Source organism: Enterococcus sp. DIV0755b, from assembly GCF_051713765.1.
In the GTDB taxonomy this organism is placed as follows: domain Bacteria; phylum Bacillota; class Bacilli; order Lactobacillales; family Enterococcaceae; genus Enterococcus_C; species Enterococcus_C canintestini.
Window position 1 is genome coordinate 15266 of record NZ_JBIOQN010000003.1, and the last position, 11794, is coordinate 27059.

18 protein-coding genes and 2 pseudogenes are annotated in these 11794 nt (G+C 35.5%); 9 read left to right on the forward strand and 11 right to left on the reverse strand.

All coding sequences use genetic code 11. The features are described 5' to 3' along the window. Positions 1 to 105: 105 nt before the first annotated feature. From IGI65_RS13965 to IGI65_RS13985, 5 genes and pseudogenes are all read left to right on the forward strand, one after another. Complete coding sequence (locus IGI65_RS13965) at positions 106 to 291, forward strand: hypothetical protein (protein ID WP_438774472.1); 186 nt, start codon at positions 106 to 108, stop codon at positions 289 to 291. Between the two features lie 389 nt (positions 292 to 680). Beyond that, positions 681 to 932: a type II toxin-antitoxin system prevent-host-death family antitoxin gene (locus IGI65_RS13970; RefSeq protein ID WP_010744363.1), complete on the forward strand. Its 252-nt coding sequence runs from the start codon at positions 681 to 683 to the stop codon at positions 930 to 932. A 1-nt stretch (position 933) separates the two neighbouring features. Next, on the forward strand, positions 934 to 1251 hold the full coding sequence (locus tag IGI65_RS13975; protein WP_438774473.1) for a type II toxin-antitoxin system RelE/ParE family toxin: 318 nt from the start codon (positions 934 to 936) through the stop codon (positions 1249 to 1251). A gap of 59 nt (positions 1252 to 1310) precedes the next feature. Next, positions 1311 to 1820 carry a ClbS/DfsB family four-helix bundle protein gene (locus IGI65_RS13980; RefSeq protein WP_438774474.1) on the forward strand — a complete coding sequence of 170 codons (510 nt, stop codon included), beginning with the start codon at positions 1311 to 1313 and terminating at the stop codon, positions 1818 to 1820. 95 nt (positions 1821 to 1915) lie between these two features. Then, a pseudogene (locus tag IGI65_RS13985) lies at positions 1916 to 2640 on the forward strand (DNA topoisomerase); the annotation flags it as partial. Here IGI65_RS13985 and IGI65_RS13990 read toward each other — a convergent pair. After that, positions 2621 to 2710 (reverse strand): annotated as a pseudogene (locus IGI65_RS13990) (molecular chaperone DnaJ); the annotation flags it as partial. The pseudogenes IGI65_RS13985 and IGI65_RS13990 overlap by 20 nt on opposite strands. A 502-nt stretch (positions 2711 to 3212) precedes the next feature. Between IGI65_RS13990 and IGI65_RS13995 the strand changes: the two are divergent. From IGI65_RS13995 to IGI65_RS14005, 3 genes are all read left to right on the forward strand, one after another. Beyond that, on the forward strand, positions 3213 to 3317 hold the full coding sequence (locus IGI65_RS13995) for a putative holin-like toxin (RefSeq protein ID WP_438774475.1): 105 nt from the start codon (positions 3213 to 3215) through the stop codon (positions 3315 to 3317). 308 nt (positions 3318 to 3625) lie between these two features. Continuing rightward, positions 3626 to 3763: a hypothetical protein gene (locus tag IGI65_RS14000; RefSeq protein ID WP_438774476.1), complete on the forward strand. Its 138-nt coding sequence runs from the start codon at positions 3626 to 3628 to the stop codon at positions 3761 to 3763. Then, positions 3760 to 4257, forward strand: coding sequence for a hypothetical protein (locus IGI65_RS14005; protein WP_438774477.1), 498 nt, complete (start codon positions 3760 to 3762; stop codon positions 4255 to 4257). Before IGI65_RS14000 ends, IGI65_RS14005 begins: the two co-directional genes overlap by 4 nt. A gap of 126 nt (positions 4258 to 4383) precedes the next feature. Here the strand turns inward: IGI65_RS14005 and IGI65_RS14010 are convergent, their stop codons facing one another. The 6 genes from IGI65_RS14010 to IGI65_RS14035 form a co-directional block, all read right to left on the reverse strand. Then, entirely contained in the window at positions 4384 to 5247 is an 864-nt protein-coding gene (locus IGI65_RS14010) for a zeta toxin family protein (RefSeq protein WP_438774478.1), read from the reverse strand. Position 5248: 1 nt separating this feature from the next. After that, positions 5249 to 5521: an antitoxin gene (locus IGI65_RS14015; protein WP_438774479.1), complete on the reverse strand. Its 273-nt coding sequence runs from the start codon at positions 5519 to 5521 to the stop codon at positions 5249 to 5251. 15 nt (positions 5522 to 5536) lie between these two features. Further along, positions 5537 to 5746 carry a peptide-binding protein gene (locus IGI65_RS14020; RefSeq protein WP_438774480.1) on the reverse strand — a complete coding sequence of 70 codons (210 nt, stop codon included), beginning with the start codon at positions 5744 to 5746 and terminating at the stop codon, positions 5537 to 5539. A gap of 68 nt (positions 5747 to 5814) precedes the next feature. Further along, positions 5815 to 6675, reverse strand: coding sequence for a ParA family protein (locus IGI65_RS14025; protein WP_438774481.1), 861 nt, complete (start codon positions 6673 to 6675; stop codon positions 5815 to 5817). A 126-nt stretch (positions 6676 to 6801) separates the two neighbouring features. Next, complete coding sequence (locus IGI65_RS14030; protein ID WP_438774482.1) at positions 6802 to 7089, reverse strand: hypothetical protein; 288 nt, start codon at positions 7087 to 7089, stop codon at positions 6802 to 6804. Then, on the reverse strand, positions 7073 to 7276 hold the full coding sequence (locus tag IGI65_RS14035; protein WP_438774483.1) for a helix-turn-helix transcriptional regulator: 204 nt from the start codon (positions 7274 to 7276) through the stop codon (positions 7073 to 7075). Before IGI65_RS14035 ends, IGI65_RS14030 begins: the two co-directional genes overlap by 17 nt. Positions 7277 to 7345: 69 nt before the next feature. Between IGI65_RS14035 and IGI65_RS14040 the strand changes: the two genes are divergently transcribed. Next, complete coding sequence (locus tag IGI65_RS14040) at positions 7346 to 7627, forward strand: DapH/DapD/GlmU-related protein (RefSeq protein ID WP_438774484.1); 282 nt, start codon at positions 7346 to 7348, stop codon at positions 7625 to 7627. A gap of 454 nt (positions 7628 to 8081) precedes the next feature. Here the strand turns inward: IGI65_RS14040 and IGI65_RS14045 are convergent, their stop codons facing one another. The 4 genes from IGI65_RS14045 to IGI65_RS14060 form a co-directional block, all read right to left on the reverse strand. Continuing rightward, entirely contained in the window at positions 8082 to 8672 is a 591-nt protein-coding gene (locus tag IGI65_RS14045; protein ID WP_438774485.1) for a hypothetical protein, read from the reverse strand. A gap of 424 nt (positions 8673 to 9096) precedes the next feature. Then, a complete protein-coding gene (locus tag IGI65_RS14050; protein WP_438774486.1) occupies positions 9097 to 9654 on the reverse strand; it encodes a phospholipase A2 family protein in 558 nt (185 codons plus the stop codon). 368 nt (positions 9655 to 10022) lie between these two features. After that, entirely contained in the window at positions 10023 to 10205 is a 183-nt protein-coding gene (locus IGI65_RS14055) for a hypothetical protein (protein WP_438774487.1), read from the reverse strand. An 839-nt stretch (positions 10206 to 11044) separates the two neighbouring features. Next, the coding region (locus IGI65_RS14060; RefSeq protein ID WP_438774488.1) for a diacylglycerol/lipid kinase family protein at positions 11045 to 11794 on the reverse strand (750 nt) is incomplete at its 5' end.

Here is an 11794-nt window from a genome sequence, read left to right on the forward strand (position 1 = left end):
AGTCCTTTTAGAGCAGCTGCTCCAACGACTACTCAATACTTATCTCATAGTGCAGTGAGACAGATCTATTCTAATCTTAACGCAATTGACAAAGGAAGTTATATATTGGGGACGTTAGTTGGTCTTAAAAATCCTATTCTTGGAGCTGTAATCGGTGCAGGTGGTTTTCAAAACTCAAACTTTAGGAGTGCTATTACTAAAGCTTATCATCAAGGAAAAAGAGTGAAAATTGTGACAGAATACGGCTCATCAATGTCTCTTAATAAAACCTATTATTATGTTGTAAATTAAGGAAAGAAGAGAGAACAATGTTTTTGAAAAAAATTTTACCTGGTGCGATCGTTACAGTGATTTTTACGATACTCTACTATCAAAAAACAGGAGACCCGTGGTTTCTGTATGTTATGATCCCTCTTTTTCTTTTAAGAAGTGTGGCCGCTTATTGGTTTACAAAAAAGAAAAATGGAAGCTAGGGAGCTATTTCAGAGCAAGTAGGAGAAGATGAGTACAGGGTAGAAAATAGTCTTAAAATATAGGAGTAAATGAAAGTCCATGGGAAGTCAGTTGTGGGCTTTCATTTCGTAAAAGGCTAATTTTTGCCTTTTGAAACGTACATAAACTTGAAGAGAAAGGTAATTTTCGGTATAATTAAGTAAAATTTTAAGTAAGGGGTGTTTTTTATGGAAAACATTATGCCTGTATCGGATATGCGTTATTATAATCAAAAATTGAGTGATGTCAGTGTTGGCTCACAAGTGATCCTAACTCGCAATGGAACGGCTGCTTATGCGGTAGTAGATATTGAAGAATGGCGAAAAATACAAGCGACATTACGATTATTTGAAGAGCTTCATAAAGGTTATCAGTCGTTAGCAAATGAAAAAAGCTATACTCCAGATGAGCTTGCGGAGCGTTTAGGGCTGGAGCATTAAAATGAGCTATAGAGTGATAACATCAAGCGAAGCCGTTAGGGATATTGAAGAAGCTGTTTTTTATAAAACTGAGCTAGGAACATATCCAGAGAATATTTTGAAATTTAAGCAAGACGTTGTGGGTTTTATTAGAAGCCTGGAAAAGTCTCCCAAAATAGGCGCCAATTTGTCAGCAAGGGTAACAGTAGAAACAAGTGCTAAGTATGCGGTGATTCATGACTATATTTTATTTTATGAAATCGAAAAAGATACTGTAAAAGTGCTTAGACTACTTCCTGCTAAATCAAATTGGATGAACGCTATTTTAAACGATTTGTAGAATTTTTAGTATAAATACAACTTTCAGAAACGAGGATAGAACAAAGCGAGGTGAATATAATGCGAACTTACGCAAGCAAGGAAGAATTGATTGCAGAAGTCAAACAACGTTACCAAAAATATATTACTGAATTCGAGACCATTCCAGAAGAGTTGAAAAATAAGCGGATTGAAGAAGTTGATAAAACACCTTCTGAAAACTTATCTTATCAATTGGGCTGGTTAACCTTATTATTAGGGTGGGAAGAAAAAGAGAAGGCAGGAATTGAGGTTCAAACACCTGCAGAAGGTTATAAATGGAACAATTTAGGTGGACTTTATCAATCGTTTTATGAAGCATATGGAACAAAAACTTTGGCTGAACAAATTACACAATTAAATAAAAAAGTGATTGAATTATGTACTTGGATAGAAATGTTAAATGATAAAGAGCTGTTTGAACCTGAACAACGGAAGTGGGCAACGACGAAAGCCAAATGGCCCTTGTACAAGTGGATTCATATTAATAGCGTAGCACCATTTACAAATTTTAGAACTAAGATTCGTAAATGGAAGAAGATTGTCTTATGAAATATGTTTGTGCATAAGTAAGTACCCTCAACCAAAAGCAGTAATTTAAAAATAAAAAAGAAAAGATGGCAGGGCCAAGTGAGGTGAATATACAAATAAGTATAGTTATTTTGGCAGAGAAACCTAGTCAAGCGTTAGCTTATGCAAATGCTTTGAAGTATAGTGTGAAAAAAGACGGTTATTTTGAGATCAAAGACCCACTATTTACAGATGAAACGTTTATCACCTTTGGTTTTGGGCATTTAGTCGAATTAGCAGAACCAGGTCATTATCAGGTCATTATAACGAAAAGTGGCAAAATTGGGCGCTTGAATCTTTGCCTATTTTTCCTGATCGATACGATTTTGAAGTGACAAAAGATAAGAAAAAGCAGTTTAAAATTGTTGCAGAACTTCTCAAAAAGGCAACTATAATCATTGTTGCAACAGATAGCGACAGAGAAGGCGAGAATATCGCCTGGTCGATTATCCATAAAGCAAATGCCTTTTCTAAAGATAAAACATATAAAAGACTATGGATCAATAGCTTAAAAAAAGATGTCATTCGTAGTGGGTTTCAACATTTGCAGCCAGGCTTGAACTATTATTCTTTTTACCAGGAAGCCCAAACGCGTCAAATTGCTGATTGGCTGATTGGTATGAACGCTAGTCCTTTGTATACGCTAAATTTACAGCAAAAAGGGGTACAAGGAACTTTCTCATTAGGACGTGTTCAAACGCCAACGCTCTATATGATTTACCAGCGTCAGGAAGCCATAGCGAATTTTAAAAAAGAACCCTTTTTTGAAGTCGAGGCTGCTATCCGAACCAATCAGAGTGCAATTTCAAGGCTAGTTTTTTGTAGGCTTTTTTCAATTCTTCAAGTGTTTCAACATTTTTAATATAGTTCATGAGACTTACCCCTTTCTTTTTTCGTTCTGTTGCTCCATTTTTGCCAGTGTGTTCGTGTCGTTCGCTGTGACGAGAACGCAACATAGCCACCAAGAAAACACAAGAGTATATAAACGAGCAAGCTCGCCCTTGTGTTTTCGACTGGCTGTGTTAAGGTAACAAACAGTGAATGGCACGTTACAGACTGCCAATGAACAACTGAAAAAAGAAAATCCCCAGGGACGTGAATGATTTCTCGATCAGCTTTAAAAAAAGAGGAAGATTTTAATATCTTGCTGAAGCAAGATATTTCTTCTGAGCGGTGGGGGTGGTTGGAGCGAAGAAGAAACACATATTTTCATTTTTTAAAAATAAAAAAGACGCTAAAAACCTTGATATAGCTAGGTTTTCAACGTCTTTCATGGTATAATAATAGGGTAGAAAGTTATGACGGTGGCTATCTTTGAAAGGTGGTGGTGCTTATGAATGTAAGTGCTAAAATCTTTAGAAAGGAAATGCCTTTTTGTCTGCATACGAAACAATTCAGACAATTTTTGCTTTTGGTATGTTTACCATTGCATTAATTGGTTTGGTTGTGGCAGTGCTAAAAAACGACAAAAAAAAGTAACCAGTCATTAACTTTGGTAGGTTAACTGGTTACTAAAACTATATAAAACTTGCCACCGTCTTAATCGGTCTACAGGAGGACGTATTTCCAGTACGTCCTCTTTCTTTATCTATTGTACCATATTTCTGGTAAAAGCGAAACGGCTATGCCTTCTCCCACACTCCCACACTCCGACCACCACCCCATTTAGAGGACTTTGCTTTTCATCAGTAACATTTCCATTTATGATTGATTAATCACAAATGAAAAAATGACAAAAAAATGATAAAATAAAGTATAGATAATTTTATTAAAAAGGAGGACGAACAATGGAATGGGTATATGGTATTCTTGGTATTGCTGTTATAGGAGCCTTTTGTTGGAGTTGGTCAAAAATGCCAGATATTTTAAAAGAGTGGACGAATAAGTCCGAAAAAAATAACTTTATTAGGAGGATACACAAATGAAATCGATTCTTAAATTTTTGTTGCTATGTTCGTTTCTAGTTACAAGCGGATTCGTTTTCGTTGAAAATGTAAGCGCTTCTGCTGATTCGAATACAGTGTCTTATCAGGTTCATTCGCAAGGACAACCCGTTACCTTTGATAATGTGCAAGATATAAACGAAGTGGTACGATTAATCGACAATTACTATTACTATGGTACGTCTAGTGGATTTGCTTTCCGTGCTGCACCAGGAACAAAATGGGCTGAAGGTACCGTTGAATATATCGGTCAAAGATCTCAATTAGTAACAAATTATTTTTGGGTAAAAGGTAGCGCCATGTCTCCAACAAATGTTGTCGGAAACGCTCAACGTAAAGCCGTTATCGCTAAATATGGAAGTATCAACAATAATACTTCATACAAAATGAAAACCCAACAAAAAATTAACATGAGCCCTCAGACACAAGGATATGTTACCGTATCTGCTCAAGCATGGTGTTATGGTCGAGATTAGAAGGTTCTATTTATTATTAAAGGAAAAGAGGAAAGCTTTTATGCTTTATGCCTTTTCCTTTTTTAACTTGCCCTCTCTTCATAACATGAAAACCACTTTATAGCGTCTTGATATGCAAATTAACCCTTAAAGTCCTGGAAATTTGGGGGCTGGGGAAAGAGGGGGTTGAGGAGGATGCAAACTCGCTAACTTTTGTTGGATCGCTTGAAATTCTGGGGTTTCTTGGTGCCCATTGTGAATCATTTTTTCTTCAATCCGTTCCAATATCGGTTGGATCTCTTTAGCCGATAATCTACGATTTAATTCGTTGTCTAAGATTGATTTTGGGCTGACAGCTGGTGTTTCTATACTAGAATAGAGTTTTGTTCCCTTCCGTGTATAAAGCCGTATATCGCTAAATAATCCCGTCTCATGCAATGCCTCTAAATTGCTAGACAAATTCTGCACGACCAGATCATGAGCTTGTTTCGGTGTTGCCCTAGCAGTTAGCGGGTCATCTGCATACATGGTTTCGTATCGTTCAATAGTGCCTAAATACGATTCGATTTTAGGAACCGCCATAGCATATAATTTCGTTTGATACCCTTTTGCTTGCAGTAGCTCTGCGGTCTTTATTGGAACGTCTGTTGTTCGTCCAGTCCCTTCAATGACTAAATGATAGCCTTGGTCGCTTAAACGACCAATTAGGGCTTCTGTCATTTGATTGGAATAAGGGGTAACATGAACGACGACTTCTTTTCCATACAAGGTAGCTAATTCATCAAAATGCGGATGCTGCTGTTTAAACGTGTCATTGTCAATCACAATTACGTTTCCTTGGGTTTCTTCCGCAATCACACCGCGTAAACTTGTCTTACCTGCTCCAGGCTGTCCCGCAAGCAAAAAAGCCGTTGGCGCTTCAACCGCTTTTTTGCCATAAGTTAATTCATTGATATTATCGGCTAAACGACTTTCAAATTGTTTTTCGGTAAAATGTGCAATGTCTGCCATATTATGCGACTTCCTTTTTCGCTAAAATTTGCTTGGAATATTGGTTCATTGCTCGCCAATACTCATGGACATCTTGCAGGCGCTCTAACGAATAGCTAAACAAATCTACTCGTTTTGCCATTTTTAGTTGATTCAATAAATTGACTTCCAATAGTTGTGGGTTTTCTAAATCCAACTCATGATTTAGAACGTAATTCAATACACGATTATAGACACTGGCAGACAATTCATTGATGATCTCAATTTCAAATGTTTGTTCATAAGTCATTTTCATTCATAGTCCCCCTTTTTACAGCTTTCCTGGTAAATATTTCCGAATGTATTCTTCCAAAGCTTGATCCATAACTTCTTTGACATTTCCGCCGTTTTGGGCAGTCTCAATTTTAATAATTTGGTGTAGATCTCCGCGAACACGAACCGTCTTATCGCCGACAACAGGCGATTTCATGCTGATTGGTGTACTGTTTCGTTTTTCTTTTTGTGCGCCTAAATTTCCCATAGCGTTCACTTCCTTTATCTCATTCAATATAATTTTATCATCGTAAATCACATGTGATTTGTGATTTTTCATACTCCCTGTTTTTCTTTTTCCAATTGGAGCATACGCTCCAGCATTTCAAAAAAGACCATTTCATACATAGACAACACTTTTTTATCATACCCTTTATGCTCGGTAATCCCATGTTTTGACCAGGTACTTACTTTGTTGCTTCGCTTAATGATATTCTGAAATACGAGATTATCTTCTTTATGTTCCTGATACAATTCTTCTAGGTTCGATTTAATTGTTGCGCTGTCTGTATCGACTAAATAAGGAACAAAACCAATCATATCTAATCCTGGATTAAATTGTTCCTGAAGATCAATCAAATAAGAAATATAGTTTTGAATGTTGTTTGTGCTTTCTTCTTCAGCTTGTATTGGGATCATGACATAGTCACATGCCACGATTGCATTATTCGTATAAACACTTGGTGTAGGTACCGTATCAATCAGAATAAGATCATAGTCCTTTTTTAGAGGGGCTAATAGTTGCGCTAACAGGGTACTTTCACGTTCAAAAGTCCACGATCGAGTAAGCTTTGGCAATAACATTAAATCAAACGTACCAGGAATGAGATCTAAATTTTCCGTTAAATGAACAATAGAAGGCGCTAAATTGCCATTTTTCAATCCTTCATAAAAATTAGTTCGAGGACTTGGAACAGTAAATGTCTTAGCTAAGTCTTTCGTTAAGGTCGCCTGTAAGTCTTTATCAATCATAAGCACTTTCAAATTTAACTTATCTGCTAAATAAGCGAACATGGTAGATAATTTCGACTTGCCAACGCCACCTTTGAAATAATTATTTAAAATGGTAAGCGCCTCTTGTTTATCTTTTAAAACTTGGCGCAGTTCTTCAAGGATTTGTCTTTCTTCTTCCTTCATGCACGTTCTCCATTCTTTATTATTGTTATATCTAGTATAGCATTAAGAATCACAAATCACAAGTGATTTGTGATTTGTGATTAATCACATGCGATTTGTGATTGTAGCTTTGTACCGACTTTTTTGCTAGTTCCTAATACTTTCACCTACAATTACTGCAAAAAACACCGAATCTAGCATAAACTTTCGGTATACTTCCGTATCACTTGGGTTCAGCAAGAATAATACTAAAATCATAATACTAAACGTCCATAGAACGACATTCGTTCCTTTTAAATCAATGTATTGTATGCGCTCGTCTTTTTTTCCCATTTTACTACTTAAATATAAAATAATTGCTCCTGATAATAATGCACCTAGTCCTAGCACACCTTGTACCGGTAAAGAAACTAAAAACTCAAGCATTCGAATCATTGTGCTCCTCTCCTTTTAAGTGAAAAATATCTTCTACAGTCACATTAAAAAATTTCGCTAGTTTCAACACTACAGGGAGAGACGGAACATACCGATTCTTTTCAATAGAGTTGATTGTTTGTCTCGACACTCCGATTAACTCACCCAATTTTTCCTGTGATAATTTAGCTAAAACACGGTTGGTCACAATGTGATGTTGGGGCCAAGGGTTGGGCTATATACAGCAGGACACCCTCTAGATAGCAAGGTTCGAAATGTGGATCAGTTAGAATTTGGTTCACCCATTGTTATTGGTGATAATGTTTGGCTTGGAGCAAATGTGAGCATTTTGCCTGGAGTGACGATCGGAGACAGTACAGTAGTCGGTTTTGGCGCGGTAGTGACAAAAGACCTACCAGCAAACAGCTTGGCTGTCGGCAACCCTGCAAAAGTTATTAAAACGATTGGAGAATCTGATCGGATATATTGGGAGAAAAAGCGACAAGAATATTATAAGAAGAGAGCGATTTTTGAAAATGAAACGCAGAACCTAGAATAAATCGTGAGCTAGAGGCTGCATTCGATCAATTATCCACCTTTTCAAGGGAACAGAGCGTTAGAATGCTCGTCTGACGATCTGTAAAGCGTGTGTTATTGTGTTTTTGCGAAATTTTTGCTATAATCAAAGTGCGAAATGTGATGATTTCGAATAGCATTACAACACCCCCTTTCGGGGCAGTTGCCATTTTTGAGTATAGCACAATGTCAGAATAGGAGAAGGGGCAAGCATCGGGTGTGTGCGCACACACCCTAAAATGCGATTGCATTTTACTTGTTAGGTTTCACCTAATACCGACAAAAAAACCTGAAGCAAAAGAATGTTTTTTGCTTCAGGCTTTTTTGTCGCTTTGCTCGAATTTATTTTGAAAGAGTTGAAACAAGGTCATTCATTTTTTGTCAGTATTGTTCTACTCGTTTTAAGTCAGTATCTGACAGGGAAAATAAGTTGAGATTCAGCATTTCTTTGAATTGCTGATACAACAAAGCAAAAAATTATTCCGGTTATCAATTTCGATATTTTCGTTCGTCAAATAACCAATCAATCGAGCGGTCGTACCTTTTGATAATTCACTGAACCTCCCACGATTAAAATCGCGGGGTTCTGAGTCCTTACGGACTTGAAACCCTTTGATCCTAATGTAGTTTCCTCTTGCTTCAATTGTTCGATTTTGAGTGTTTGGTTGTAATCGTAGGGCTTCAACTCCCTTATTTTGTTTTGCTGCTTCAACAAAAATAGACATAGCATCGTTTGCAGACGAAAAGGACATTGCTGCTACATCCAGATTAAAATCAGTAAGTCCAAGAAAATTAACAATGGCGCTCAACGTATTTAATTCTTCATTTTGTTTGGCCATGGCTTTTGTTTTTTCAGGAGTGACATACGAAGTGATTCTATAAGTATCATAACCGGCTGGGCCATCAATTTTTACACTTTCCGCATTTACATGAATATAACCTAAAATAGGTGTTGGACCAAATGCAGCTGCACCAATCAATATTCCCAAAAACAGAACTGTGACAACAGAAAACACTTTCTTTTTCATCAACTTCAACGTCCTTTCCTAATAGATTATAATTAAATGCTATCAAGAATGCGTTTTTTATCAAAAGAAATGAACGTTTGTTTCTTTTGAACATAGCTAAAAAGTAAGGTACTATATAAAAAATGCTTTTTTTTGGTTTATTATTAAATAGTTTGGGAGTGGAAAAATGGAAATATTCTTTGAATCGTTTAAAGAAAAAAAAATAATTCTTTTTTTGTTATTTTTAGGTTTAATTCTATTTTTATTTATAGTGTTTACTGGAATAAAAATTATAAAACAAAATAGAATAGGAGGAATTACTCTTATTTTTTTAGGTAGTATTTTTTGTTTAGTCATGGTTATTTTACTTTATATTTTTTTTATGTTGGGTATAAATTTTTGAATCAAAAAAGACGCCTATAAAATCGTAGACGTCTTTTACTTTTTAACAAAATAATTTAGAAGCACCAACAGCAACAGCATATTTAACTACATTTAATGGAGAAGTTGTTTGTATCACTCGTAATAATTTTTGACAAAATAAGCGATTACATTGCGTATTGTCTCCGCCCCATTTATAGCAACTATCATGTAACTGACAAGCAGCATCTAAATCATCAATAGGAGTTCCTCCGCTATTTCCTGGGCCACAATAGTGGCCATATCTACCAATGTCTCTTTTTACTCTATTTACAGTTGCTGTGGATCCTTCAGTACGAAGAAATGCTGCTAGCTTATTAAATTCTTCTCCAACTGAAAGTAAAAGATCGGTTTCATTGTTATTTACAGCCGCTTCGTAATCAAAATATTTATATCCAGCACTATCAAGTGACACGTACATATCAAATTTATCCCATAATTCTTTAGTTGTAGGATCGTTAAAATAACTACCGGATACACATGTATCAGTTTCAAGTTCACTAGCATTAACAACTTGTTCATTTAAACCAACAAAACATAGACTCAAAAGAAATAGACTAAATATGCAAAAAAATTTTCTCATTACTGACATTCCTCCTCGATTATTTTTATCCAATTAAATTCTACAAAGAAAACGCTTTCTTTGTCAAGGCAATGAACATTCATTTTGTTCATTTTTGTTATTCAAACAACTAGTTAACATAATGTCGAGTGTATACTAAGTAGCGCCTGTACCAACCGTTACAGGGGCTCTCTTTGTGATTTTCAATTGGTCTACCTCAATGATTACTTTTCACTGTTGATTTTCGTACATTTCAGTTTCTCTAACTTTGTGAATTTTTCTTCGCTGATTTTTTAGTCACTGTTATTTATTTTATCAATTCTATTGCTTTTTATTGCTCACGAAACCCAAGAGTATTTCTAAAAACTAAGTGATAGTTATATCGATTGTTATTTCTGATTTTTTAATAAATATCGTTTTCCAAGCTTTTCAATTTCTTTTCCAAGTTCTCTGACTTGACGGACTTCGGGCGCGTCATCAGGTAAATTTCTAAAATTAGGCGTTCTTTCCATGATCTCAAGAATTTTTCTTCGAAGAAGTTTTTTCTGTTCTTTGATTACTTTTTCATCCATATTCGTTCACCTTGACCGTCAGTTTTTTTAGAATCTCACGTTTTCATTATAAAATAAAACGTTAGAAGAAACACGCACTTCTTTGCATAGTTCCATGCTCTCAGTCTTAATATAAAGCCATTTTTAAAACACAAATGAGAGACTCTAAAAAACTATCTTCGAGTTATTTGATAATTTCAAAAGAACAAAAAGAGAGAGAAAAAAAGACTAATTTGGCGAAAGAAGAAAAAGGTAATGAACTTCTTTCGCCAAATTTTTGACTACAGTTCAATTGAAATTACAAATCTGAGAATCTCTGAAAATCACTAGTGCGCACTTATACGCACCAAACGGAGTTTTGGTTCGTCGTGCTACACCGATGAACTTCATTAGTGTCGTCAAGCGTGTGGAACAATTCGCTTTGCTCATGTTCTGTTAAATTCTAAGTAAAAGACAATAGAACTTCTAATCGAGAAATACAGAACCCATCCTCTAACTATCACTAGAGAGTAGGTTGCTTTACTCTCACATTAATATTGCGCAGTCTCCTAAAGGCTCTTTTGCTAAAGCACGTTTTTAAAGAGGCCTTTAGAAGGCTCTAATCGTTTGTTTTACCCGTTTTAAGACAAGTTAGTATAAAATCCATTTATTATTGTTTATAAGCGCCGACAAATTAATAACCCCCTGTTTCTCTGTTGTAAAATGGGACTGGTTGAAGTGCTTTGATTGATTAGAAACTATTGACGAAAGAAACTTCATGTTGTTATAGTAACAGTAAGCTTATCACCGTTAGATTTCGTTGAAATTTAACCCCTTAAAAAGGACCGGGAAATTATTCCTGGTCCTTTTTAGTCTAAAAATTATTTTTCTTTTGCGTTACCTTGATAAACAATTAAATGTTGAGGTAATACTTTTACTTTTATTGGCAAGGAATCTCCTTCATCTCCGTCTACATTTGTTGTTAAATGTTCCTCATGTTCAACCGAGATAGTTCCTTCAGAAAAAGTGGAATAGGCGACATTTTCCGTTGAATTGTCAACACCTTTTAATAAAGCAGGTACTGCTTTAACTGTGTCCCATAGAGAGTGATCTTTGATATAAATTAAGTGGAGTTTTCCATCATTTACTTCAGCTTCTGGTAAGAGTGATTCAAATCCACCAATAGAATTAGTTAATCCGATTAAGAGTGTACTACTTTCTATAGTTTCTTCTTTGCCGTCTAAATTTAATTGGAATGAATACGACTGTGTATTCGCTAATTCTTTTACAGCAGAAACAAAATAAGCCAATTTTCCTAGTTTTGTTTTATCTTCTACATCAACGTTGTTAACAGCTTCAGGAATCGTCCCAATTGCTACAACATTCATAAAATAGCTATCGTTTATTTTTCCGATATCTAAAGTTGTTGTTTGATTATAGTCAAATTGTTCAATTGCTTCTTCTGGATCTAAGGGGATATTTAATGCTCTTGCTAAATCATTTACTGTTCCCAAAGGGAAAAAACCAAATTTAGGACGATAGTCTTGTTCAGCTAAACCGCTAATTCCTTCATTAACAGTCCCATCTCCTCCCATAATAAAAACACTATCTAATTTTTGTTTAGTAGCTTC